This is a genomic window from Halovivax ruber XH-70 (assembly GCF_000328525.1).
In the GTDB taxonomy this organism is placed as follows: domain Archaea; phylum Halobacteriota; class Halobacteria; order Halobacteriales; family Natrialbaceae; genus Halovivax; species Halovivax ruber.
Window position 1 is genome coordinate 1238190 of sequence record NC_019964.1, and the last position, 23464, is coordinate 1261653.

The 23464-nt window shown below is 64.2% G+C and carries 21 protein-coding genes and 1 tRNA gene; 9 read left to right on the forward strand and 13 right to left on the reverse strand.

Annotated features, from left to right (window positions below; all coding sequences use genetic code 11):
* Window positions 1-28: 28 nt before the first annotated feature.
* Both HALRU_RS05785 and HALRU_RS05790 read right to left on the reverse strand, forming a co-directional pair.
* Window positions 29-832 (reverse strand): TrmB family transcriptional regulator, encoded by an 804-nt coding sequence (locus HALRU_RS05785; RefSeq protein WP_015300465.1) that lies wholly within the window; start codon window positions 830-832, stop codon window positions 29-31.
* A gap of 181 nt (window positions 833-1013) precedes the next feature.
* Complete coding sequence (locus HALRU_RS05790; protein ID WP_015300466.1) at window positions 1014-2708, reverse strand: DUF255 domain-containing protein; 1695 nt, start codon at window positions 2706-2708, stop codon at window positions 1014-1016.
* Window positions 2709-2837: 129 nt separating this feature from the next.
* Between HALRU_RS05790 and HALRU_RS05795 the strand changes: the two genes are divergently transcribed.
* Window positions 2838-3446: an FxsA family protein gene (locus tag HALRU_RS05795; RefSeq protein ID WP_015300467.1), complete on the forward strand. Its 609-nt coding sequence runs from the start codon at window positions 2838-2840 to the stop codon at window positions 3444-3446.
* Between the two features lie 58 nt (window positions 3447-3504).
* Window positions 3505-3578: transfer RNA gene (locus tag HALRU_RS05800), tRNA-Ile, on the forward strand.
* Between the two features lie 270 nt (window positions 3579-3848).
* Here HALRU_RS05800 and cruF read toward each other — a convergent pair.
* The 5 genes from cruF to HALRU_RS05825 form a co-directional block, all read right to left on the reverse strand.
* A complete protein-coding gene (gene cruF, locus HALRU_RS05805) occupies window positions 3849-4688 on the reverse strand; it encodes a bisanhydrobacterioruberin hydratase (RefSeq protein ID WP_015300468.1) in 840 nt (279 codons plus the stop codon).
* A complete protein-coding gene (locus HALRU_RS05810; RefSeq protein ID WP_015300469.1) occupies window positions 4678-5514 on the reverse strand; it encodes a prenyltransferase in 837 nt (278 codons plus the stop codon). The genes cruF and HALRU_RS05810 overlap by 11 nt, the downstream gene beginning before the upstream one ends.
* On the reverse strand, window positions 5511-7022 hold the full coding sequence (locus HALRU_RS05815) for a phytoene desaturase family protein (RefSeq protein ID WP_015300470.1): 1512 nt from the start codon (window positions 7020-7022) through the stop codon (window positions 5511-5513). The genes HALRU_RS05810 and HALRU_RS05815 overlap by 4 nt, the downstream gene beginning before the upstream one ends.
* Window positions 7019-8089, reverse strand: a complete 1071-nt coding sequence (locus HALRU_RS05820; RefSeq protein ID WP_015300471.1) for a phytoene/squalene synthase family protein — start codon at window positions 8087-8089, stop codon at window positions 7019-7021. Before HALRU_RS05820 ends, HALRU_RS05815 begins: the two co-directional genes overlap by 4 nt.
* A gap of 169 nt (window positions 8090-8258) precedes the next feature.
* Window positions 8259-10121, reverse strand: a complete 1863-nt coding sequence (locus HALRU_RS05825) for a bacterio-opsin activator domain-containing protein (protein ID WP_245547793.1) — start codon at window positions 10119-10121, stop codon at window positions 8259-8261.
* 329 nt (window positions 10122-10450) lie between these two features.
* On the opposite strand from HALRU_RS05825, the gene HALRU_RS05830 reads away from it, so the two are divergent.
* Window positions 10451-11587, forward strand: a complete 1137-nt coding sequence (locus tag HALRU_RS05830; protein WP_015300473.1) for a multicopper oxidase domain-containing protein — start codon at window positions 10451-10453, stop codon at window positions 11585-11587.
* Between the two features lie 158 nt (window positions 11588-11745).
* Window positions 11746-12315 (forward strand): hypothetical protein, encoded by a 570-nt coding sequence (locus HALRU_RS05835; RefSeq protein ID WP_015300474.1) that lies wholly within the window; start codon window positions 11746-11748, stop codon window positions 12313-12315.
* 173 nt (window positions 12316-12488) lie between these two features.
* On the opposite strand, the gene HALRU_RS05840 is transcribed toward HALRU_RS05835, so the two are convergent.
* A complete protein-coding gene (locus tag HALRU_RS05840; protein ID WP_015300475.1) occupies window positions 12489-13256 on the reverse strand; it encodes an HFX_2341 family transcriptional regulator domain-containing protein in 768 nt (255 codons plus the stop codon).
* Window positions 13257-13410: 154 nt separating this feature from the next.
* Here HALRU_RS05840 and HALRU_RS15620 point away from each other — a divergent pair, with 154 nt between their 5' ends.
* Window positions 13411-13581: a DUF7837 family putative zinc-binding protein gene (locus HALRU_RS15620; RefSeq protein WP_015300476.1), complete on the forward strand. Its 171-nt coding sequence runs from the start codon at window positions 13411-13413 to the stop codon at window positions 13579-13581.
* 114 nt (window positions 13582-13695) lie between these two features.
* On the opposite strand, the gene HALRU_RS05845 is transcribed toward HALRU_RS15620, so the two are convergent.
* Window positions 13696-14277 (reverse strand): FAD-dependent oxidoreductase, encoded by a 582-nt coding sequence (locus HALRU_RS05845; RefSeq protein WP_015300477.1) that lies wholly within the window; start codon window positions 14275-14277, stop codon window positions 13696-13698.
* A 183-nt stretch (window positions 14278-14460) separates the two neighbouring features.
* Between HALRU_RS05845 and HALRU_RS05850 the strand changes: the two genes are divergently transcribed.
* Window positions 14461-14808 carry a winged helix-turn-helix transcriptional regulator gene (locus tag HALRU_RS05850; protein WP_015300478.1) on the forward strand — a complete coding sequence of 116 codons (348 nt, stop codon included), beginning with the start codon at window positions 14461-14463 and terminating at the stop codon, window positions 14806-14808.
* Between the two features lie 5 nt (window positions 14809-14813).
* On the opposite strand, the gene HALRU_RS05855 is transcribed toward HALRU_RS05850, so the two are convergent.
* Window positions 14814-15197 (reverse strand): hypothetical protein, encoded by a 384-nt coding sequence (locus tag HALRU_RS05855; protein ID WP_015300479.1) that lies wholly within the window; start codon window positions 15195-15197, stop codon window positions 14814-14816.
* Between the two features lie 120 nt (window positions 15198-15317).
* Here HALRU_RS05855 and HALRU_RS05860 point away from each other — a divergent pair, with 120 nt between their 5' ends.
* Complete coding sequence (locus HALRU_RS05860) at window positions 15318-18497, forward strand: FAD-binding and (Fe-S)-binding domain-containing protein (protein ID WP_015300480.1); 3180 nt, start codon at window positions 15318-15320, stop codon at window positions 18495-18497.
* Window positions 18498-18596: 99 nt separating this feature from the next.
* Window positions 18597-19565: a sugar phosphate nucleotidyltransferase gene (locus HALRU_RS05865; protein ID WP_015300481.1), complete on the forward strand. Its 969-nt coding sequence runs from the start codon at window positions 18597-18599 to the stop codon at window positions 19563-19565.
* A gap of 50 nt (window positions 19566-19615) precedes the next feature.
* Here HALRU_RS05865 and HALRU_RS05870 read toward each other — a convergent pair whose 3' ends face one another.
* A complete protein-coding gene (locus tag HALRU_RS05870) occupies window positions 19616-20341 on the reverse strand; it encodes a diphthine--ammonia ligase (protein WP_015300482.1) in 726 nt (241 codons plus the stop codon).
* A gap of 168 nt (window positions 20342-20509) precedes the next feature.
* The gene (locus tag HALRU_RS05875) at window positions 20510-21667 is read right to left on the reverse strand and encodes a DUF373 family protein (RefSeq protein ID WP_015300483.1); all 1158 of its coding nucleotides are present in this window, start codon (window positions 21665-21667) and stop codon (window positions 20510-20512) included.
* Between the two features lie 307 nt (window positions 21668-21974).
* Between HALRU_RS05875 and HALRU_RS05880 the strand changes: the two genes are divergently transcribed.
* On the forward strand, window positions 21975-22286 hold the full coding sequence (locus HALRU_RS05880; RefSeq protein ID WP_007697348.1) for a HalOD1 output domain-containing protein: 312 nt from the start codon (window positions 21975-21977) through the stop codon (window positions 22284-22286).
* Window positions 22287-22416: 130 nt separating this feature from the next.
* Here the strand turns inward: HALRU_RS05880 and HALRU_RS05885 are convergent, their stop codons facing one another.
* Window positions 22417-23298, reverse strand: coding sequence for a coiled-coil protein (locus HALRU_RS05885; protein WP_148680635.1), 882 nt, complete (start codon window positions 23296-23298; stop codon window positions 22417-22419).
* Between the last annotated feature and the right edge of the window lie 166 nt (window positions 23299-23464).

Genomic DNA, 23464 nt, shown 5'->3' on the forward strand with positions numbered 1-23464 from the left:
CTCTCTCTCTCTCTCTCTCTCGATGCGCTCACAGTTCGAGCGGCGTCGCCTGTCGCCACTGCGGGAGGAACTCGTCGTACACTTCGGAGACGAAGTCCGGGTCCTTCAGGTCGATCATGCCGAAGATTTCGCCCGTCGAGAGCGGGTTCGGGACCTGAATACACACCTCTGTCCCGTCGATGACGTTGAACGAACCGGTCACCAGCTCCGAGGTTCTGACGTCGAACGCATCTCGATTCTGGAGCGTTCGCCGATACCGCTTCCCGACGTTGGGTGAGAGTTCGTCGACGAGCGTTCGACTCATGAGGACGTCGACGGAGACATCGCGGTCGAGTGCCGCCTCGAGTTCGTCGAGGACCGACTCGCCCACCGTCCGGATGTCGATCTGTGGTGACGGATCGGCTGCGACCATGACGATCGTGTCGTCCGCGGCGGTCAACCGTTCGAGCAGGAGGTCGAAGGTGTCTGACGGCCCGATCGCGGCCGTCCAGAACTGCTCCTCGACGGGTTCGCTCGCCACGAGTTCGTTCGAGAGCTCGTCGACGATCGACTGGTACTGGTCGGCCTTCTCTGCCAGTTCTCGTTTCTTGTCCTCCAGCAATCGATCGAGGGCTGTCGATGGCTCGACAGCGACGTACTTCTTCGGTCGACTCGCCGTCTGCGTTCTGACCAGATTGTACTGTTCGATCGAGTTGAGAACGTCGTAGATGCGGCCCATCGGGACGTCGCTCGCCCGTGACAACTCTTTTGCCGTTGTTGGCCCGGTCTTGAGCAGAGACCTGTATGCGCGTGCCTCGTACTCTGACAGCCCGAGGTCCCTGAGGTTCGCCATACCGCTGTCAACCCGCCCGCCCGACTTAAACAATTCGGTAGTTTGATGGCGTTTCGAGTTGTTCGTCTCAGTGATCGGTTCTACAGCCGCCACCCGGTTCGAGAGCCTCGATTCGACGATTCGATTTCGTTGTCCGTCGGCATACGCAAGAAGCAGTATCGAACCGTCTCGGATCGTCAGCTCAGTCGCTCCCGTCCCCTTCCAGCACCGCTGTGACACGAGTCCCGAGCGATTCGGGATCGGTGGCCGGCTCCGCCGTGGTGGTCCCTCTGCTGACGACGGCTGTGCCGGGTTCGGCGTCGGTCGCGTTCGGGACGACGAGTTTTTCGTGATCGGCGATTCGCATCGCCGCCCGGTGCAGATCCGAACCTGGATCGGTCCCGACACGGATGGCGAGGGGTCCATCGAGATATCTCGCGACGGCGGTCCCGTACGCTGCAGCACCGACGCCGAGGCGATCGCTTGCCCCGGCGAAGGCTTCGAGCGCTGATCGGCCAATCGTTCGATAGCGATCCTCCCCGGTGAGGATAGCGAGGTCGAGCAGTGCGTCGGCGAACTCCGCCGTCACGGAGAGCGGCCGGAGCGGCCGCGAGAGCAAGCCGGGTCCCTCCGTCGGTCCATCGACGAACGAGTCGCCGTCTCGCAAGCGGGCGATCGTTTCGTCGGCGACAGCCTGTGCGTCGGCGACTGTGTCGGTGCCGACGACGCTGCGAGCAGTCACGAGCGCCCGGAGCACGCGCGTCTGATCGACGAGCGTGCACGTCGGGCCGGTGCCAGCCGTGTCGTCGATGACGTGGTCGACGACACCGTCGGTAATCCCCCTGGATCGGATCGTTTGCAGGGCCCGATCGGCGTATCGCGTGGCTCGCTCGTCGTCCGTGTAGGCCGCGTACGTGAGCAGGGCGTCGATTGCGAGGGCGTTCTTTCCGGTGTAGATGGTCGGGTCGACCGGCGGATCGTCGGCCCGTTCGCGACCGGTGGCGTCCTGCACGTACTGTGCCGGATCGCCAGGTGCTTGACTTCCGGCGAACGCGCCGGCCGCGTCGCTCGTCCCGTCGGCTGGGGCGGCGCTCGTATCGGCTTGTGGCCGCCACAGGGTCGTCGTCAGATACTCGATGCCTCGCTCGGCGATCGTTCGATAGGAGTCTTCGCCCGTGTGGAGGTAGGCGTTGGCGAACGCCCGGACGAGCGCGGCGTTTTCGTCGAGCAGTTTCTCGTGCTGGAGCCCGGACCAGTCGCGTTCGGTCGCGAAACGGTAGAAGCCACCGTCGTAGTCGTCGAGGAGGTTCGTTCCGACGGCGTCGAAGGCTCGTCGTGCCTGGTCGATGTCGCGTTTGAGCGCGAACTCGAGCGCGGCCGGGTAGGGAAACTTCGGCGCGTCACCCCAGCCGCCCGCCCGATCGTCGGCCGCAGTCTGGAGGGCACCCGTCATTTGCGAGACGATCGTCGAATCGAGCGCTCCCGCCGGTGTGTCGGTCGTTTCGAGCGCTCGGGGGATCCGGCCGGCGTCGCGTCCGTCCGCGTCCCACCGCTCGCGGACCCGTGTCAGGACCTGGCGCATTCCGTCCGAATCGAGGTACCCAGCGCCGGCGATCACCTCCCCGTCGGGCGTGAGGACGACCGTCGATGGGAACCCACCGGAGTTGTATCGGTCGCGCACGCGTGGGTGGCGGTCGGCGTCGACCCGGATCGGGACGAAGTCGTCACGGATCGCGGCGGCGATCCGGGGATCGGCGTAGGTCTCCGAGTCCATCTCGTCGCACGGACGACACCAGCTGGCGGTGATCGAGAGCAAGATCGGTGCGTCGTTCGCTCGTGCAGTGGTGAAGGCGTCGGCCCCCCAGTCGTTCCACTCGACGAGCATCTCGTCGGCCATGTCGGTTTCGAGGCCGGTGAGGCGGGTAAGTCCATCGTTCGCCAGCAGTGCGGCTCCCTGTTCGTCCGCCGTCGACGTCGGAACCCGGTGAAACAAAGGGTTTTGAGCGTGCAGGTTCAAGTACGCCCAATGCTTCGGTGGATACTCGCGTTGCTCTCGATTCCGTTTCTCGACGCCATCCTGCTCGGTGCGGTCGTCGTCTACGTCGACGCCATCGGCTTTCTCGAGATGGTGGCGCTCGTCGTTCTCACGGGCTTCGTGGGGCTCTTGCTCGTCCGCGCGGAGGGCAGGCGGACCCTGCGAAAGATGCAGCGGCGACTCGCCGCTGGTGAACCCCCGACCGACGAACTGCTGGACGGCGGGCTCCTTATCGCCGCAGGGGCGTTCTTGCTTACGCCCGGGCTCGTGACCGACGCCATCGGCTTCCTGATCGCCATTCCGGTCACTCGGATTCCCATTCGGCTGTTCGTCAAGCGAGTGGTCGTCACGCCCTACCTCGATCGGAAGACGGGCGGCTTCGCCACTGGCCAGGTCTGGACGGCCGGCTTCCCCGACGGATCGACCCGGCAGGACGCCAGCTCTTCCGATTCGGGCACCGTCAATCTGGGCGCGGATTCGTACCGGATCGACCCCGACGACGTGACCCAGAACGAGGACGGCTCCTACACGATCGACGAGTCGGGTGACACGGATTCGCGCCCCGATGACGGCGATGACCGCGACGCCGTAGGGCGATGATCGCTCGGACAGAAAGAAACGTTTAAAGGTCCCTCCCCGCTACCATGGAATGCGGAGCGGGCCAATAGCTCAATTAGGTTGAGCGCCACTCTGATAAGGTGGAGGCTCTCGGTTCAAATCCGAGTTGGCCCATTTCTTGCTGACGAACAATCTCGTGAGTCAGCACGACGTGACGGTGATCGGATTTGAGCCCTATCAGTCGCGCACAGCGAACGAAGTGAGCGAGCACGTCTGATTTCGGTTCAAATCCGAGTTGGCCCATCTTCCTGCGGCGAGCAAAGACGCGAGCGACGGCTTTTCATTCAGGGTTTGTGTGCGTTCCATGGGGACGTAATGGGGGGAATCCGCAATAATTGGAATTCTAGTAGGCCTCCGTCGACGTCCCGGTGTCGAGCCGCCCGATTATCGGTCGCCAGTCGGGAGTCGGTGGCTGTCGGTCGTGAGATCGATTCGGCCGGTCCAGACAAGTGCGCCGACGAGGGCGCCCGTGAGACAGACGGGGATCCAGTTACCGTAGAGCGCGTTGATGCCTCCCCAGAGCACGACGAAGCTGACGAGGTCGTCGAGGGCGAACTCGCACGATCGCAGACGCGTCCGGAGGTGGTCGGTCCGGAGTCCGTATTCGAGGGCGACGACGGCGATCGTTCCGCTCAGGAGCCAGCCGAGATAGTTCGAGAGTGGCACGCCGTAGTACGGGCCGGCACCATCGTAGGCCCAGAAGCCGATCGAAACGGCGGCCGGATCGAGGACGAGGTCGATGGTGAGGACGGCGAGGACGGCTCCGCCGAGCCGGACCGGCCAGTTGGTCGATTTCGAGTCCGTCAGGAGCGTCGAGAGCAACGTGGCGTTCAGGACGAGCGGGAGGAAGAACAGCGGGAGCGCCACCGGTACCCCGCCAAGCATCGGTCCGAGAGCCACGGCGTACTGAAACTCCCCGTAGGGCCAGCCGGTGGTCAGCCCGATGTACTCGATGGCGTAGGTGTAGCCGGTCAGTCCGAGGAGGACGCCGACGAGGCGCCTATCTACGACCGGGAGAAGCCCTGCGATGAGCGGCAATCGCATGACGGCGGTCCCGACGAGGACGAGGAGGGGGTTGAACGCGAGCGGTTCCCACAGCAGCCCCTCCGCGCTGGCGACGAGCAGGGCCGCTCCGACGAGGGGGAAGACGACGGCGATCGTCATCCGGTTGTCGCGGACGAACCGATCCAGGCGCTCGGTGCGCGTCCGGCGGTTACGATCCATAGATCACCCGCCAGAGACCGCCCAGGGTCAGCACCATCCCGACGGTCGAGTTGACCGCTGGGAACCACCAGTACGCGCGCGAGATGGTCACGTTCGCCGTGGCGATGGCGCCGACGATGAGCGGGTAGACGAGCAGGAGCGCCCCGATACGGAGGTCCAGGATTCCGAACGTTACCGCGGCGAGCGCCCAGCACACGACGCAGTAGCCGAGGGCTGCGGGCTGGCCGAGGACGGTCGCCGTCGTCCGGATCTCGGCCCGGCGGTCTGGATCGATATCCGGGATCGCCGAGAACGTGTGCATACCCATCGCCCAGAACCAGCCACCGAGGACCGCGAGTGCTGGCGGGTGCGTACCAGCGATAGTGGCGTAGGTGACACCTGCCGGAAGCACGTAGAGTCCGTTCGAGACCGAGTCGAGCAGCGGTCTGGTCTTGAATCGGACCGGCGGAACGCTGTAGGCCGCACCGAGGAGCAGGAAGCCGATCAGATAGTACGTCGCCGGCGGTGAGAGGACGGGAATCAGTGCGAGCCCGACGACGGCACTCGCGACGACCGCGATGATCGTGAGTCGTTCGCCCTCGTAGCGCGCTTCGATGCCCTCCTTCTTGGGGTTCTCGGCATCGACGTCGGCATCGAAGACGTCGTTGACGCCGTAGAGGAAGAGGTTCGCCGGCAACAGGAAGTAGCCGACGATCCCGATCACGACTGGCGACGTGAGCGTCGATGGTGAGTCTGCCGCGTACACAGCCCCGACGAGCGCTGGCCCCGCCAGGTAGAGCCAGAACAGCGGTCGGGATCGGGTGAGCAATCGGCGGACGTGACTCATACGACGTGGGGTTTTCGAGCGCGCTCGTCTTCAATGACCGCGGCAGCCGTGTGTTCGCCGCTGATGAGACACATCGGTACCCCGATCCCTGGCGTCGTGTACGACCCGGTGAAGTAGAGACCGTCGAGCGCGCTGGAGCGATGCCCAGGACGGAGCGGTCCCGTCTGCCGGAGCGTGTGAGCGAGGCCGAGTGCCGTCCCTTCCCGGCTGTTGTACCGGGCGGCGAAGTCCGAGACGGAAAACGTCTCTTCGACGACGATCCGGTCCCGGAGATCTTCGCCCGTGTTGGCCGCGACGTCCGCGAGAATCTGGTCGCGATAGCTGTCGCGAACGGCCGGTCCATCGGGGAGCCCGGGTGCGATGGGAACGAGGAGGAAGCAGCTGCTGTGGCCGTCCGGGGCGACGGTATCGTCGGTCTTCGAGGGTGCACACAGGTAGTAGGCGGGATCGTCCGGCCACGCCGGCTGGTCGAAAATCTGCTGGAAGTGGCCGTCCCATGCCGTCGGGAGGACGAGCGTGTGGTGGGCTAACTCGTCGAGGTCACCTTCGACGCCCAGATAACAGAGAAACGCCGACGGGGCGTACGTTCGTTCGTGCCAGTACTCGGCGTCGTACTGGCGGTCGTCGACCGCGAGAAGTTGCTGTTCCGTGTGTGCGTAATCGGCGTCGCTCACCACGAGCTCGGCCTCGATGGAGTCGGCGTGGTCGTGGACGGTGAACGAACCGCGGCCGCCGTCGATCGCACTCACTTCGAAGCCAGTCCGGTAGTCGACCCCCAGCTCCGTGCCGAGTTCGACGAGCGCGTCGACGACGGTGCCCATGCCGCCGTCCGGATAGTGAACGCCGAGGCCGAAGTCGACGTGGCTCATGAGGTTGTACAGCGCCGGTGTGTTCGTCGGACTGCCACCGAGGAAGACCAGCGAGTACTGGACGACCTGCCTGAGCTTCGGGTGTTCGAAGTACTCGGCGACGTGGTCCTCCATGGACCCGAGGAAGGAGAGCCCGTTCGCGTTCCGGAGGACGTCCACGTCGACGTAGTCCCGGAACCGCGGCCGATCCGTGTAGACGAAGTGTTCCATCCCGATCTCGTACGTCTCGGCCGCCTTCGCGAGGTATCGTTCGAGCGCGTCCCCGGCACCCGTCTCGTACCGTTCGAACGTGCGTTTCGTCGCTTCGACGTCTTCGGTGACGTCCATCCGCTCGCCATCCTTCCAGAAGATGCGGTAGTGTGGGTCCAGGTGCGTCAGGTCGTAGTAGTCCGTCGGCGTCCGGTCGAACGCCGCGAAGAATCGCTCGAACACGTCGGGCATGAGGTACCACGACGGTCCCATGTCGAACGTGAAGCCGTCTCGTTCGAGCGTGCTCGCACGACCTCCGAGCTGGTCGGTCTTCTCGACGACCGTCACGTCGAAACCGGCGTCGGCCAGGTAACACGCCGTCGCCAGCCCACCGAATCCGCCACCGACCACGCAGACCGACCGATTCTGCACGCTGGTCGGTGCGGTCATTCGGACTCCCCCGGGAAAATTGCTGCGCGCACACGCGAAACGACCCGTCGCATTGTCGGTCGACCCACGGAATCGTCGCCGGTGGACCGGGGTGGGTGGTCGGTTTCGTTCGGACCAGCAGCCGCGGAGCGGTGTTCGGATGCTATCGGCCGGTCTCCCCCGTCACGGGTTGGTATCGAACTCGCCGCGTCGAACGCGGTGCGAGGGTCGTCGGTTCGTCGCCAGTGCCACCAGGTCTTCGCGGCGAGGAACAGCCGTCGCGGCATGCTGAGTGAGGGCCGTTCGGAGAGGACGTCACACCCCTGCGCACGGATCGCTCGATGGTGATCCGCGTAGAGCACGGCTGCCAGTAACACGGCGAACTGGCACCCCTCCGGGAGGTAGGCGATCCCGTCGACGCCGGTCTCGTATCGCCGTTCCGTTCGCGCCAGTTCGTCCCGTATCAACGCCTCGAACTCTGGAGAACACTCCAGGTTGGCAATCTGTGTCTCGCTGACCCCGAATCCCTCGCGGCGCGCACGCGGGAGGTAGATCCGATCGTACTCGTAGACGTCCTCGCGAACGTCCCGGAGAAAGTTGGTCAACTGCAGGGCCTCGGCGAGTGCTTTCGCGTGTGGGCGGGCCGCCTCGCTGTCGTCCGGATCCATCACGCACAGCATCATGTTCGCCACGGCGACGGACGACCCCCTGAGGTAGCCCGACAGTTCGTCGTGAGTCTCGTACCGGTCCGTCGAGACGTCACGCGCCATCGCGTCGACGAACTCGTCGATCTCCTGGTCGGGAATGTCGTACCGGTCACGGACCGTCAGGAACGCTTCCAGGACGGGATCGTTCGTCTGGCGCGTACCGAGTGCACTCTCGCGAATTCGCTCGAGTTCGGCGAGCTGTCGCTCGGCTGGCGGTGGATCCGGATCGTCCACCACGTCGTCCGCGATGCGGAAGAACGCGTACAGGACGTACGTCGCGTGCCTGATCCGCTGGGGGAGCAGGCGCGTCGCGAGGTGGAACGTCCGTCCGGTCCGTTGCTGGATGGCCTTGCTTCGCTCTAGGTTGTCGGCGTCGATCATGCGGATACGCGGGGTACTGCCCCACTACGTACCACGGCCCGCGGGATAAACAGGGGTGTACCTAACTAGTCCGTGAGTGTCTTATTGCGAAGACTGTTGGAACGCTCGATCCGGTCCGCCGGTCCGGACTGCCGTCGTAAGTCGCGTCGACGTTGGGTTCGACGTGATGCTACCGATCGAGGAACGCCGAAACCAGTTTGCGCTCGGCGGCCCGTCGGTGTTGGTGGTACGTCGACCGGGCGACACCCATCGCGCTCGCGAGTTCGTCGCCCGAGACCGATCGGTTCCACTCGTAGTACCCGCTCGCGTGGGCGATTCGGAGCGCGAGGTGTTGTCTGTCGGTCAGCGCGTTCTCGAGCTCGGCGAGGTACTCCTGGCGAGTCGTGGGTGGCCGGTCGCGATCTCGTCGGCCACGCAGTTCGACGCCGTCGTACTGCGCTCGTATGTCGTCGACGAGTTCGCGTACGTCGCGATCGCTCGAGATTTCGACCGTTAGACGGGTTGCCCCGTCTGCAGCGGAAATCGATCGCGTCGTCGCTCCCCGGGCCGCGAGCGCGGAAACGATCGAGGTTTCGGTCATCACCAGTTCGTAGAGGTTACCCTCGTCGTATTCGTGAATCAGCGTCGCCTCGGCGACGGCCGACAGGTCGTCCACGGCGGCCGAGACGGCGGCGGGTTCGGCGTCGATAGTGAGAAACAACCGGACACGGCCGTCGTCCGAACTGACGGCTCCGTCGTAGGACACCGTCGGTCCGGCGCGCTCGGCGAGCGTGACGAACGGGAACGAGGGATCGGTGATCTCGATGTCGAGTTCGACGATTTCGTCGGCGAGCAGGAGTCGTCCGCGCTCGATCGCGTCTATCGTCGTCGCCGTGGCTCTCGCCAGCGCTTCGAGGACGACCGCTTCTCGTTTGGTGACCGCTCCCCCCTCGCCGGCGTACACACAGAGGACGCCGTGCGCCGTCTCGCCATTCGACAGGGGGAGGGCCGCAATCCCTTCGAGCCCGCCACCGTCGTACCAGTCGGCCGTCTCGATTCGGTCGAGCGCTGCCGGCTCGGTCACGAGTTGCGTTCGGCCCGTTTCCTCGGCCCGTGTCACGGCCGCGACGATCGGGTCGTCGTCGCCCGCTACGGGAGCACTTTCGTCCGATGGACTCCCCCAGTCGGTCGAGACGGTGGCAGCCGTAATTTCGCCGGTCGCGAGGTCCGGGTGCCCGATCCAGGCTGCCTGATAGGTGTCGATCTCGACGAGTCGGTCGCAGACGGCTCGTTCGGCGGCGTCGCGGTCAGCAGCTTCGACGAGGTCGCTCGTCACGTCGTTGAGGAGGCCGTTGATCCGGTCGAGAACGGTTTCGAGTGTTTCGCGTTCGCGCGCGAGTCGAATTTCTGTTTCCTTCCGTGCCGTCACGTCCGTCTGATAGCCGACGAAGTGCGTGACCTGTCCGTGCTCGGTGACGGGCGCAATCTCGACACGGTTCCAGAACACTTCGCCGTCCGCCCGATAGTTCTGCAACTCGACGGCGACCGGCTCTGCCGCGTCGATTGCGGCCCGGAGCTTCGCTACTGCGTCGGGATCCGTCTCCGGTCCCTGGAGGAAGCGACAGTTCCGTCCGATCGTCTCCGACGGGCCGTAGCCGGTCAGCGCTTCGAACGAGTCGTTGACGTATACCAGTGGATTATCGGGCCGATCCGGATCGGTGATCGCGATCCCAACCGGGGCCTCGTCCATCGCCCGTTCTTTGACGCGTCGTTCTTCTCGATCGTCGAGCTGTTCGAGTGGCATTCGTGGCGTCTGCTGGCCGACCGCCGAGCGATTCGGGGCGGAAACTCGTTCGATCTCGGCGTGGACCCTGGCTGGTGCGTCGTCGGCGGATCGGGCGACGTACCCGGCGATGTCGGCCGCAATTGCGCGGCTGAGACTGTCCCCGTCGGGGTCGTCCGTGAGGAGGACGATCGGCAGTGCTGGTAGCGTTTCTCGGAGCTGTTCGAGGTGATCGATCCAGTTCGAGCAGGAGTCGGGTGCATATACCACACAGTCGAGCCGATCGCACTGATCCGGCGGCATTTCTTCTCCGACGGAGGTAGTCGTGAGGGATATGTCGGGCGTATTCTCCAGGTGGTCTCGAACCGGATCAGAATCCCGAGCGCTGTCCGTCCAGAACGTGACGTAAGTCGGTCGCGCTCCGTCCTCCATGGCGGGTGCTGGTACTCGACCCGTAAATAGCGCCCGTCCGGACCGTTGGATCGAGCCCGCGGGCGAATCCACATGTAGGAGAACGCGAACACGTTCGTGACGTTCTCGGCGAGAAGGAATCGGTTGGACCCGCTATACGTGGGGTCTTCGTAGGACGAGATGTAACAATGGCTGATCTTATCGGTGCACCCGGAACGGGCCTGTCTCGACGCGAGTTTCTCGCAGCAACCGGCGGTGCTGGGACCGTCGCCGCTGCAGGGTGTATGTCGCAGTCTACCACGCCGGCGGCCCAGCCGTCCGCGGGCGACTCGTCGAGTGACTTGCCCCTGACGAGTCCACCCGAGGTCGTCCAGGTCGACGAACAGGGCGGTCGCGTGACGATCGGCTCTGAGACGGCTCGTCACGCGGTCCACCCGCTCGACTCGATGGGCGGCCCCGTCGAACTCCCGCGCGTGTGGGCCTTCAAAGCCGACGACGGTGAGCCGAGCGTGCCCGGCCCGATCCTGCGGACGACCGAGGGCAACGACATGGAGGTAACGCTCGACAACACGAACGCCGACATGCCCCACACGCTGCACTTCCACGGCGTGCGAAAGACCTGGGCGAACGACGGCGTGCCGACGACCACCGGGATCACGGTCCAGCCGGGCGAGAAACACACCTACACCATCCCGGCGAACGTCCCCGGGACGCACTTCTATCACTGTCACTTCCAAACTCATCGCCACATCGACATGGGGATGTACGGTATCTTCCGCGTCGATCCGAAGGGGTACGAACCAGCCGACAAGGAGTACTTCTTCACCATCAAGGACTGGGACTCCCGTCTGAACCGCCAGATAGCTGGCGAAGACGTCAGCTACAGCCCTCGAAACCGCAATCCCGATGTCTTCACCATCAACGGGAAGAGTCTCCCGCGTACGCTTCACCCCGAAGACGGCTCGCCGATCATCGTCGATCAGGGTGATACCGTTCGCCTCCACATGGTCAACGCCGGCTACATGTCTCACCCGATGCACACGCACAACCACCGGTTCCGGGTCGTCGAGCGCGACGGTGGGGTGGTTCCCGAGGCGGCCCGGTACGAACAGGACGTGACGAACGTCGCCCCGGCACAGCGACACACGGTGGAGTTCGAGGCGGACGCCGATCCGGGCATCTACCTGATGCACTGTCACAAGGTCGATCACGCGATGAACGGGAACGTCTACCCTGGCGGGATGGTCTCCGGCATCGTCTACCGTGAGGCGATGGACACCGACATCTTCGCCGAGATCATGGGATACGCCGGCTACGAAGGGTAACTCGAACTGTCCTTGATCGACGAACGGGCCCATTCGACCGATTGACCGCGACGGTCGCTCGTCACTTCAGTTCCTATTGTACGGATTGTCCCGATACTGTCGATTGTATCGATACTGTCTGGGTAGATCATAATACCCCACCACGCCTGGGTTCGGGTATGTCACAAAGTGGGCTCTCCACGGATGACGACGAGGGGTCGATCGACCAGGTGGCAGCGGCGCTCGACGCGACCTGGTTGCTCGAGCCCGCCCGTGCCGTCCGAGCGTGCTGTGGGTCGATACCCGCGCGCCGCTACGGAAACGAGACGGCGGCAGTCGCGGCGGTGATCGTGGCGAGTCGCCGGTCCGACCGTCGATCGATCGACCGTCGGTCAGCCTGCGACACCCTTGGCCTCGATCCGAGCGAGGTTGCCCACGCAGTCGAGCTGCTCGAGGCGAAGCTCGCCGAGCCAGCACCGGCAGCCGAACGGCGACGCCTCCGGCAAACGCTCGTGGCGATCGACGAGTTACTCGCCGCGATCGAAGCGGGTCGGACGAACCCGCCGCGGCTCGCCGGTCCGGGATTCGCGGCGATCGATCCCCGAATTCGGGCACTGGCTGCACAGCCCCTGTCGGCCGTCGACGAGGAGGCCCTTCGACGGGACCGTCGCCGGTTCGCGGCTGACCTGTCGCTCGCCAGGTTGGGGGCCGACATCTACGTCCATTTACACGTCGACCCCGCGGACTGAGCGATTGCGGAACAGTTGTATCGGCGATACGGGAAGGCAGTGAGACTCGCCGATCTATGCACGTCGAACTGGATCACCGTTCGTCGAGCTCGATCATCGGCCGTCGAACCGGATCATTGTTTGTCGAGCTCGATCCCCGGCCGCCGAACTGAATCTTCGTTCGTCGAATTGAATCAGCGTACGTCGAACTTGTGGTGGAACGCGCGGTAGGCGTTCTCGCCGCGCTCGGTCAGCTCGACCAGCCGGCGTCGACCGACCTGTTCGACGGTGACGTAGCCGTCTTCGAGGAGGGGCTCGACGATGTGCGTATCCAGCAACCTGAACGCGCCCTTATCCGTCGACGGATTTCTGTCGGCGATGAACGAGAGGCCGAGCTCTCTCGCGTACTCGATCAGGTCGCTCTTGTTCGGCCGCGTCGTCTCGAATCGGTCGTCGATGGCGGCCGGATCGGCCAGCAGTTCCATGATCGCGATCTGGTCGGGCGTCGGCGAGTCGATCGGGTACGTCGGAACGGGCGTCGTCGATTCCATGCCGGACGTGATCGGGTGATCGTCCGCGTCGTGGGCGTAGGACTCCGGCGTGACGTAGTACGCCGTCGCGTCGGTGGAGACGTCCATACAGGCGATGGTTGCACCGATCGCCGGGATCGTTCCCGCACCGGAGACGTTGACGTAGACGTCGTCACCGTCGTGGCGGGCTGCGAGCGTCGTGACGTCGCCGAGCACGCTGTATACGTCCGCAAAGTCGGTTTCTGTGACCGTCAGTTCCTGTACGAACTCAGCAATCTCGTCGCAGAGGTCCTCGACGTAGGCTGGCACCTCGGCTGGATTCTCGTGGACGAGGATGTGGGCGACGTCGGCCCGCTGCTCTTCGATCGGGTGGAGTACCCGATCGTACTCCGAACTCACTGGAGCGATGTGAACGCGCTGCGTGACGTCCATACTGATCCAGTGGTCGGTTTCCTGTTAACTCTGCTGAAAGACGACGCCCGGATCGTCGATGGGTACCCGTCTTCGTTCGACTGGTCGCTCATTTTCACTTTCACTCTGGTCTGGTCGACTTCATGTGCTCGGAGTGCCTTTGATTGAGTAACCAATGATGGACGACGAGGGTGATCGACTTGCAGCGCGTCGATCGGTCGGTGACTGTCCGCGATGTGGGGCGTCGATCGACGAGACAGCCGTCATCATCGAATACGAAGTGAGTGACCGTGAAACGGCGTACGCGGAGTGCCCGACGTGTGAGGACGTAGTCAGTCCACGATAGCGCTGGTTCCGATCGGTTCGGGCTACACTGTTCGATCCGACTCGCTTACACTCAGTCTGAACGCTAGCCGAGTGAATCGGATAGTGCTCGCTTCACAAAACTGCGTTGTCGCCGTTATTCCTCGGCCATCGACCCGAAGACCGCTTCGGCGTCGGCTGGCACGTCGAAGTCGTGGTAGTGTTCGCCCCGTTCGCCGGAGAGGATGTTCAGGGCAGCGGCGGCGCCGTCGCCGGCGGAGATCACTGCCTGCCACTCCTCGGCGCGGACCATCGCGCCGGTCGCGTAGACGCCGTCGATCGACGTCTCCATTGTGACGTCGACGTCGACGATGTCCCCATCGAAGTCACAGCCGAGCGCTTCGGCGAGATCGCGGTTCGCGCCGGTCGCGAGCACGACGTAGTCGGCCGTCTCCTGGCCGTCGTCCGTCTCGATCGTAAAGCCGTCGTCGGTCCCCTCGATGCGCTCGACGTGTGCTCCCTGGCGACGGTCGACGCCGAGGTGGTCGACCTGATTCCGCATCGTCTCCAGCAGGCCCGACCCGTCGACGGAGCCGATACCGGGGTAGTTGAACAGGTGTGCCTTGTGCATCCAGGTCTCGTCCGAGTCGTAGACGGTCGTTTCGAGTCCGTTCTTCTCGGTGAACAGTGCGGCCGACAGGCCGGCTGGCCCGCCGCCGACGACGTGTACTGTGGACATACGGTGATTACTGTCCGGTCGCTCGGCAAAAACCTGTTGCGGATACCCCCCTCGATGCCCGGAACCGTCTTGCTAGGGGACCTGTCTGGGACCGTCTCGGTGGCTGACCACGGTGGCACGACGAAAGCAGGTTCGGATCCGAACCCATATATCGGATCGGAGACAATGGTGGGTACGCGACCAATGTCCCAGCACGCCCAGCAGTCCGATGCGACCGTCGAACAGGTGAACGAAGCGGCCTGTCCGACGGTGGAGGCGATCGATCAGATCGGATCGAAGTGGCGATTGCTCGTCCTCTACGACCTCCGTGAGGCAGACGAGAAGCGATTCAACGAGATCAAGCGATCCACGCAGGCGAACTCGCGGACCCTCTCGCGCGTGCTCGACGATCTCGCCGATGCCTCGCTCGTCACCCGTCGCGTCGAGGATCAGCCGATCGCGACCTACTACAGTCTCACACAGAAAGGCGAGGCACTGTGCCCCGTTCTCTCCGATCTCGAAGACTGGGCGACCGAGTGGATCAACGGCTGATGCTCTCACCCGTCGGACCCTGACGTCGGTAGCACACAGCGTGTGTCGCCGTCGTCGAGGACGACGATGACACGCTCTCCTTCGGCGAGCGGTGGCAGTTTCTCGCGTCGCTCGACGATCTCGTCGACGACTCGACCGTCCGACTCGAGGAGAATAACGACCCACGTGTCGTCGACGATTCGATCGACGACGCCCGGATAGACCGCGAATCGCTCTTCTGGATCGGTTGGCTTCGTTTGGTCGTCGGAGGCGCTCGGTCGGTTCTGGTCGTTGTGGTCTCCGTGGCGGTTTGCTGCGCCACGTACGACCGTCGTTGGAACGAGTGTTCCCGCGGCGATGGCGAGTCCCTGGCAGACGGTCCGGCGGGTCCACGTTGGCTCGGTGGCCATGACCCGGGCTGGCCGCGCCTTCGGATATAAACCGTCGGGCGTGCCTCGTCGCTGGTGACACTCGGATTGACGCTGATCCGCGTCAGGGCTGTTAAGTGACCGCACGGCCAGTCGTCGGACATGGCGACCGAGCGCGGGCCGGCGGCCGACTGGCGGGCGACCTACGACTATCGGAGCGAGACGGTCGAGCGTCCGGCGCTCGCCGACGCGATCGCGAGACGGATCGACGGCGAGGTGCGAATGGACAACTACTCGCGTTCGCTGTACGCGACCGACGCGAGCGCCTACGAGGTGACGCCGATCGGGGTCGTCTTCCCGCGATCGACTGCGGACGTCGCCGCCGTGATGGACTACTGTGCCGAGCAGACGATTCCCGTCCTCCCCCGCGGCGGGGGGACGAGTCTGGCAGGCCAGACGGTCAATCGAGCGGTCGTTCTGGATTTCACGCGGTATATGGACGAGATCGTTGCTATCGACGCTGACCGGCAACTGGCCACCGTTCAGCCTGGTGCGATCCTCGGACGGCTGAACGAGGCCGTCGAACCCGACGGACTCACGTTCGCACCGGATCCGGCCTGGGGCGACAAGAGCGCGATCGGCGGCGCGATCGGCAACAACTCGACCGGCTCGCACTCCCTCCTGTACGGCAAGACGGACGCCTACGTCGAATCGTGTGAGGTCGTGCTCGCCGATGGGACGGTGACCGAGTTCGGCGAGGTGACGATCGAGACGCTCGAACACCGGGGCGATCTTGACGGCACGCTCGAAGAACGGATCTACGCCACGGTCGCCCGGATCGTCGACGAGGAAGCCGACGCGATCGACGACGCCTACCCCGCCCTCAAACGGAACGTCTCCGGATACAACCTCGACAGGCTGGTAGCAGAAGCGCGTGGTTCGACGCTGCCCGGCAGTGAGGAGACCGGCGATCCGGGTACCGTCAACCTCGCTCGACTTCTGGCTGGCAGCGAAGGGACGCTCGCGATCGTCACCGAAGCGACCGTCTCGCTCGAACCGCTCCCGGAGACGAAGTCGGTCGCGATGCTGTGCTACCGCGATCTTCACCACGCGATGGCCGACGTCTCGGCGATCCTGGAACACGATCCCGCCGCCGTCGAAGTGCTCGACGACGTGCTCATCGATCTCGCCCGCGAGACGGCGGAGTTCGGCCCCGTCGCCGACCGGCTCCCCGACGGGACGAACGCGACGCTACTCGTCGAGTTTTACGCAGACTCGGGCGTCGACGGCGAGAACGCGGTCGCGACCCTCCTCGCCGATCGCTGTCCCGGCGTCGAACCGATCGGTACAGTCTCGGACGCAGTCATTTCGTCGGCCGGCGAGGGGGCAACGACAGGGGAACCTGCCCGTGCGTTCGACGCCCTCGAAGCACACGAGCCGGATGAGCGCGCGACGCTGTGGGACCTGCGAAAGTCGGGCCTCCCGATCTTGCTCTCGCGGACGACCGACGCGAAACACATCTCGTTCATCGAGGACACGGCGGTGCCACCGGCCCGTCTCCCCGAGTTCGTCGACGGCTTCGAGGCGATTCTCGAATCGCACGATACGTACGCGTCGTTCTACGCCCACGCCGGTCCCGGCGTGTTACACGTCAGGCCGCTCGTCAACACCAAGACCGAGATGGGCGTCGACCAGTTCCACGATATCGCCGACGACGTGACGGAACTGGTGGTCGAACTGGGTGGGTCGGTCTCAGGCGAACACGGTGACGGCCGGGCCCGAACCCAGTGGAACCGCCGCCTCTACGGCGACCGCGTCTGGGACACGTTCCGCGAGCTGAAGGCGGCGTTCGATCCCGACTGGCTGCTCAACCCCGGGACCGTCTGTGGCTACGCCGAGGGAGAGATTGAGAGCGATGGCGACGGCTTATCGGCATCTTCCGGGGCCGAATCGGCCCCGCCGTCTCGCGCGAGGACCGCGGACATGCGTGAGCACCTTCGATTCGACCCCGACTACGAGTTCGAAGCGGGCTTCGAACCCACACTCGAGTGGGACGACGACAACGGATTCCAGGGGATGGTCGAACTCTGTCACGGCTGCGGCGGCTGTCGGGGCGACCAGTCGACGACCGGCGGGGTGATGTGTCCGACCTATCGTGCGAGTCAGGAGGAGATCACCAGTACGCGCGGGCGGGCGAACGCGCTCCGACAGGCCATGAGCGGCGAACTGCCCGACGGTGAGCAGTTCGAAGACGAGTTCGTCGAGGAGGTGCTGGACCTCTGTATCGGCTGCAAGGGCTGTGCCGTCGACTGCCCGAGCGGGGTCGACATGGCCAAGCTCAAAGCCGAGGTGACCAACGAGTACCACGAGCGACACGGTGTCTCCCTTCGCGACCGGCTCTTCGCGAACGTCCACACCCTGTCGGCGGTGGGGAGTCGGCTCGCGCCCCTGTCGAACTGGGCGTCGGCCGTTCCCGGGGCTCGCTGGCTCCTCGAGCGAACGCTGGGCATCGACGCCGACCGGGAACTCCCCACGTTCCGTCGGGAGACGTTCACCGATCGGTTCGAGCGACGACCGACGGTCGAGTCGACATCTTCCTCGGAAGGCGGGCGGAAAGCCCTCGTTTTCCCGGATACGTACACGAACTTCACGAACCCTGAGCCGGGTGTCGCAACCGTGTCCGTTCTCGAAGCTGCCGGTGTCGAAGTCGCCCTCGCGCCGGTGTCGGGCGACAGCGGCCGACCGGCCTACTCGAAGGGATTCCTCGAACAGGCCCGGTCGCGTGCAGCCGACACCGTCGACGCGCTGGCGCCGTTCGTCGACGATGGGTGGGACGTGGTCGTGATCGAACCGTCGGACGCCGTCATGTTGCAGTCGGATTACCTGGACCTCCACCCGGGTGAGCGGACCAGGGCCGTCGCGGCCGCCACCTACGGTGTCTGTGAGTACATAGATCGATTCGACCTCGTCGACGAGCTTTCCGTCGATCCGGCAGCCACCTCCTCGATCACGTACCACGGCCACTGCCACCAAAAAGCGACGAAAACGGCCGCCCACGCCAGCGCCGTCCTCGATCGGGCTGGCTTCGACGTCGATCACCTTGACTCGGGATGCTGTGGTATGGCCGGAAGCTTCGGGTACGAGGCCGAACACGCCTCGATGAGTGACGCGATCGGCTCGATCCTCTTCGAGCAGGTGGCCGATAGCGACGGCGATCGGGTCGTGGCACCGGGCGCTTCCTGTCGGACTCAGCTGGCGTCGCGCGAACCCAATGGCGAGGAACCACCGACACCGATCGAAGTACTGGCGGACGCCCTCACCGTCGAATCATCGGGGGCGTGACGTGGTGCCACCGGTTGTTATACTTTCACACGCTAAGGGCGGCTACGCCGACGGATCTCAAGGGTAACTGTCTTATCAGGCCCCGCTGAATCGGGAGGTATGAAGGCCGTCGTCCTTGCCGGTGGCTACGCGACACGACTGTGGCCGATCACGAAGAATCGACCCAAGATGTTTCTCCCGATCGGCGAGACGACCGTCGTCGACAGAATCTTCGACGATCTCGAGGCGGACGACCGGATCGACACCGTCTACGTCAGTACGAACGAGCGGTTCGCAGCGGAGTTCGAGACGCACTTGGCCGAGGCCGACTACGAGAAACCGCAGCTCTCCGTCGAGGAGACGACCGAGGAAGACGAGAAGTTCGGCGTGATGGGGGCGCTGGCTCAGCTCATCGATCGAGAGAACGTCGACGACGACCTGCTCGTTATCGCAGGGGACAATCTCCTCTCGTTCTCGGTCGGCGACTTCCTCGATTACTTCGAAGCACGCGAGGCGCCGACGATCGCGGCCTACGACGTTGGGTCGCTCGACCGGGCCAGCGAGTACGGCCTCGTCGAACTGGAGGACGACCGGGTCGTCGATTTTCAGGAGAAACCGGAGGATCCGAACAGCACGCTGGTCTCGATCGCCTGCTACGGCTTCCCGCGTGAAGCCGTCGGACTGATCTCGACGTATCTCGAAGACGGCAACAACCCCGACGAACCGGGCTGGTTCATCCAGTGGCTCCAGGCGCGCCGGCCGACCTACGCCTACACCTTCGAGGAAGCCTGGTTCGATATCGGCACCCCGGAGAGTTACCTCGACGCCGTCGCGTGGTATCTGGACGGCGACTCGCTCATTTCCGAGACGGCGACGCTCGACGACGCGACCATCGGAAACGACGTTCACGTCATGGCCGACGCCGAGATCGTCGATACGCACCTAGAAAATACCGTCGTCTTCCCGAACGTCACGCTGAAGAACGCGGACATCCGCGGGTCGATCATCGACGAGGACACGCTCCTCGAAGACGTCGATCTGGCGACTGCGCTCATCGGCGCCCACACGCAGATTTCGAACGATCGGTAGCTCCTGCCTGGTCGGTCTCGCCTTCTGTTCTTCCTATTCTACCCGCGTCGTCACTCCAGCGACGCGTCAGTGACAGTTATCGAACCGCGCGTGCCGTCCCACGTCGTCTCGTACTCGATGTCGAGCCGGCGGTCCATGTGGGGCGCGTCGAGTACCATCGTCTCGAACTCGCCGCCCTCGCCGAGGAGGTGGACACCGTGGGAGTCGGCGAGTGTTTCCAGTTCGTCGATCGCTGCGTGGTCGAGGGGTCTGCCGAGCCAGGATTCGTCGAGACCGTGGGCTGCCACCTGAACGATCACGATCTCGAAGTCGGCCGCGAGCATGTCCGTGGCAAGCGCGCGGGGATCGGCCTGCCAGAGCGGTGCGAAGAGTTCACAGTCGAACTCCGTACAGAGGCGTTCCACCCGTTCGCGTTGATACTCGCTTTCGACGGCGCCGACGACGAGGCCGGCGATGCCGCCGGCTGTGTCGGCTGCGAGCGAGCGGAGTGCCGTCTCGAGTGGCTCGACTTCCCGATCGCCCTGCGTGCCCGAATCCGTCGCCTCCTCGGTCTCGAACGAGTCGGGATGGACGTCGAGTGATCGGATTCCGATGCTGTCGGCCGCGAGTGTCGCCAGCTCGGTCGCCGGGACGTGGTACATGTACGAGTCACCCTCGGGGTGAATCGTGAGCAACCGATCGACGTCGATGCCGCGTTCGAGCGCCAGATAGAGTGCGTACGAGGAATCCTTCCCGCCGGAGAAGAGTGACACCCAGGCGCCGGAGGCCTCCGTCATACGAGCACCTGGCGACGCCCGGCTAAATTGGTGACGATTTTCACTATCACGCTGTCGAACCCACGAGTCAGCCGTGCCAATCACTTGCTGGTTCACCAGTCCGTCGCTCGATGTGACCCGATCGCCGGAACGATACCAGTCGCTCGCGACACGTCACTGTCGTTCCGCTCAATCTGAGTCCGTGTGCTCGGTGAACTCGGAATCATCGATCGCAGCCGTCGCGAGCCGTGAGGTCAGTCGGACCCCGACGATGCTCAGGGCGAACGCGACGGAGACGTAGAGGGCGAGACGCTGGCTGGCGGAGAGTGAGATGGCCTCGATGGTCGTCGTCCCGATCGAGATCGGTGGGACAATGATCGGATCGATGAGATCCTGCTGTTCGAGAAAGTACGCGGAGAAGCCTCGCACTACGAGACCGACCGAGACGACGACAAAGGGCAAGTTGAGGTACGACCGGCGGAGCGGTTCGTCCTCGATGGTCTCGTCTAACAGCCGTCCCGCGCTGGCGACGAGGGCGGCCATCGCGATCCAGGGGACGCTGTCGTTGACGAACTGCATCGTGGGGAGCAACACCCCGGCGGTGTCGTCCAGTCCCGAGACACCGAGCCCGCCGACGAAGAGCCCGATCAGCGTCAAGCCGGCCGCGACGACGTACGTGACGACCGACACCTGGCCCGAGTAGATCGACTCGCGTGCTTTGATCGCCAGCGCCGTGACGATCTCGTCGATGTTGAACCCCTTGTAGAGCAAGAAGAGGCCGATGACGGTGGTGATGGCCGCGGCTCCCTGTGCGAGCGTGGTGACCGACGCGAGGATCGGGAAGACCAGCAGCGTCAACCCGACGGGGACCAGGATCGTCTGTCGAAGCTCCTCGTCGCCGAGAAACTGCTTCAGCAGGTAGTACGTGGACTCGATGTCCCTGGCCTGCCTGACGACGACCCGATCGACCGAGTCGACGCGGAGTCGACTCTCGACGACGGGAACGAGTTGCTCGTCTTCGGTGCTGTCGAGGACGACGACGGCCGAGTCGAGGTCGTACTCGGCGGCGAGGTCGTCGAGTTGCCGAGCGACCGCACGATCGGCGCTCACCATGGATTCGCGTTCGCCAGAGACGACGGCGACGACGACGTCCTCGTTGTCGTCTCGGAGTTGCTGGGCGACGGAAAGCGTCTCGAGGAGGGCGTTGACTCCGGAGTCCTCTGGGTCGGCGAGTCCGACGTCGGTGACGAGCGCTCTGACTGCTTCCCAGCCGACGATCGGCGTGGAGAGCCCGGTCTTCCGACCGACGTCGTCGTTCCGGTCCAGGCAGACGACCAGCGAAGTCACAGTGTCTGGTCCTCCTCGCTCCCGGGTAAAATCCTTTGTCCTCTTTCGGCCGAGTTTCGTCCGGTGGACGCCGTCCTCGTCGTCAGTTTCGGGGGTGGTCTGCGCCACGGCGACGTCACTGGTGCCAGGTGACGTATCGGTCAACTGGTGTATGACAGCGACCGAGCGAAACCGAGTGCCGGGTGTCACCCGTCTTCGTTTTGTACGACAAATCGCTGAATATTGTCTGACAGGGTTTTATCCTCTCCCCTGGCATACCCCGTTATTCCCTGGGTCCGCCGCCCGCTCGGCGGACGGGGAGGTAACAATGAACGCAATCGACGACGCCACCATCGCCCCTGATCTCGACCCGACGACGTCGACCACCGTCCAGCACGACTGGGCGTCCGACGAGTCGATCACCGTTTCGATCGTCACCGCAATCGCCCAGCGCGCCGGTGTCGACCCCGAAGACGTCTCGCACCTGTACGAGCGCCTCGATCCCGACTCGCTGGAGTCGCTCTTTTCCCCGACGACGCAGTCGGGTGCTCGAAACAGCGGCCACCTCTGGATCCCCGTCGACGACTACGGCGTGACCGTCTACGCGGACGGGCGGATCGTCGTTCAGTCGTTGACGTGAGCTGTCGTTTGTGTCGTGACTGTCTGTGCGTTGCAGTATCGCTCACCGACGACTCCGTGGCATCGTTCGTTCTCGGCGGCGCCGCTCGTTCGTCGGTGAGCGCGCGGAGAAACCGTCGCTTCGACGCCGATTACAGCAGGCCGGTCTTCTGGAGCTTCATCAGGTCCTCGGTCTCTAGGGTCTCGCCTTCCTTGAACTTCTGATAAATCTCCTCGGCTTCCTCTTTGGCCTCCTCTTTCTTCTTGTCGCGAGCGGACTTGCGCTCTTCTTCTTCCTCCTTGTCCATCTCGCGCAGGCGCTTCTGGACGCGGACGAAGTCCTCGTGGTGGCGGTCGGCCGCCTCCTGGGCCTCCACGAAGGAGTCGTGCATGTCGTCGGCCTCGTCACGGATGTCGTCGGCCTCTCGGTAGGCCTCGATCATCTGGTTGTGGTGCTCCTGGGCCTTGTCGGCGAGCTCCGTCACCTTCTGGTGGTGCTGGGAGGCTTCCGATCGGACCTCTTCGGCCTCTGCTCGGAGGCCTTCGAGCTCCTCACTGCCGTCGAGTTTGTCCTTGCGCTCGGCGTACTCCTCGCGCTTGCCTTCGATCTTCTCGATGAGCTCGCGCTCTTCGTCCGTCGAGAGCACTTCCGTCTGCTGTTTGAACTCGAGATCTTCGATCTCCGATTCGAGTTCCTCCAGGTCCTTGCCTTCGTCGAGTTCGAGGTCGGACTTCAGCTCGTCGACCTTGTCGAAGAGCTCGTTCGCCTCGGCGTTGAGCTCGTTTCGGCTCTCTTTGTGTTCCTGGACCTGTTCGTTCAACTCGTCTCGTTTTTCGCGATGCTCCTGGGCCTCGTCGACCTTCTCACGCGTCTTTGCGTTGAGATCGTCACGCTTCGACGCGCGTTCAGAAGCCATCTGGTTCAGCTCGTTTCGCCGGTCGCGGAGTTGACCGGCCTTCTTGATGAGCTGTCCCTTCGATTTGTTTGCGAGATCGTCCTCTGTCAGTTCGATGTTCTTCGATTCGTCTACCATGTGTTCAAACCTCTGTGCCATACCCGCACCGGCTGGCGCAACCGCTCAAAAGCAGCGAAATCTCGGTCAGTAAGATTCCCTGTCATCGGTTATCGAGCGATACGCGCCACGCCGGTGGCGCTCTGGTACCTCCAACTACCGTCGCCCAGTAGTTAAAGGTACCGGA

Excerpts from the sequence above, each read along its gene's own strand:
- HALRU_RS05855 (WP_015300479.1), bottom strand. The coding sequence starts at position 15,197 with ATGGCCACCGAGCCAACGTGGACCCGCCGGACCGTCTGCCAGGGACTC.
- HALRU_RS05880 (WP_007697348.1), top strand. The coding sequence starts at position 21,975 with ATGAACGCAATCGACGACGCCACCATCGCCCCTGATCTCGACCCGACG.
- HALRU_RS15620 (WP_015300476.1), top strand. The coding sequence starts at position 13,411 with ATGATGGACGACGAGGGTGATCGACTTGCAGCGCGTCGATCGGTCGGT.
- HALRU_RS05885 (WP_148680635.1), bottom strand. The coding sequence starts at position 23,298 with ATGGTAGACGAATCGAAGAACATCGAACTGACAGAGGACGATCTCGCA.
- HALRU_RS05870 (WP_015300482.1), bottom strand. The coding sequence starts at position 20,341 with ATGACGGAGGCCTCCGGCGCCTGGGTGTCACTCTTCTCCGGCGGGAAG.
- HALRU_RS05865 (WP_015300481.1), top strand. The coding sequence starts at position 18,597 with ATGAAGGCCGTCGTCCTTGCCGGTGGCTACGCGACACGACTGTGGCCG.
- HALRU_RS05815 (WP_015300470.1), bottom strand. The coding sequence starts at position 7,022 with ATGACCGCACCGACCAGCGTGCAGAATCGGTCGGTCTGCGTGGTCGGT.
- HALRU_RS05790 (WP_015300466.1), bottom strand. The coding sequence starts at position 2,708 with ATGGCCGACGAGATGCTCGTCGAGTGGAACGACTGGGGGGCCGACGCC.
- HALRU_RS05845 (WP_015300477.1), bottom strand. The coding sequence starts at position 14,277 with ATGTCCACAGTACACGTCGTCGGCGGCGGGCCAGCCGGCCTGTCGGCC.
- HALRU_RS05810 (WP_015300469.1), bottom strand. The coding sequence starts at position 5,514 with ATGAGTCACGTCCGCCGATTGCTCACCCGATCCCGACCGCTGTTCTGG.
- cruF (WP_015300468.1), bottom strand. The coding sequence starts at position 4,688 with ATGGATCGTAACCGCCGGACGCGCACCGAGCGCCTGGATCGGTTCGTC.
- HALRU_RS05785 (WP_015300465.1), bottom strand. The coding sequence starts at position 832 with ATGGCGAACCTCAGGGACCTCGGGCTGTCAGAGTACGAGGCACGCGCA.
- HALRU_RS05840 (WP_015300475.1), bottom strand. The coding sequence starts at position 13,256 with ATGGACGTCACGCAGCGCGTTCACATCGCTCCAGTGAGTTCGGAGTAC.
- HALRU_RS05835 (WP_015300474.1), top strand. The coding sequence starts at position 11,746 with ATGTCACAAAGTGGGCTCTCCACGGATGACGACGAGGGGTCGATCGAC.
- HALRU_RS05860 (WP_015300480.1), top strand. The coding sequence starts at position 15,318 with ATGGCGACCGAGCGCGGGCCGGCGGCCGACTGGCGGGCGACCTACGAC.
- HALRU_RS05820 (WP_015300471.1), bottom strand. The coding sequence starts at position 8,089 with ATGATCGACGCCGACAACCTAGAGCGAAGCAAGGCCATCCAGCAACGG.
- HALRU_RS05850 (WP_015300478.1), top strand. The coding sequence starts at position 14,461 with ATGTCCCAGCACGCCCAGCAGTCCGATGCGACCGTCGAACAGGTGAAC.
- HALRU_RS05830 (WP_015300473.1), top strand. The coding sequence starts at position 10,451 with ATGGCTGATCTTATCGGTGCACCCGGAACGGGCCTGTCTCGACGCGAG.
- HALRU_RS05795 (WP_015300467.1), top strand. The coding sequence starts at position 2,838 with ATGCTTCGGTGGATACTCGCGTTGCTCTCGATTCCGTTTCTCGACGCC.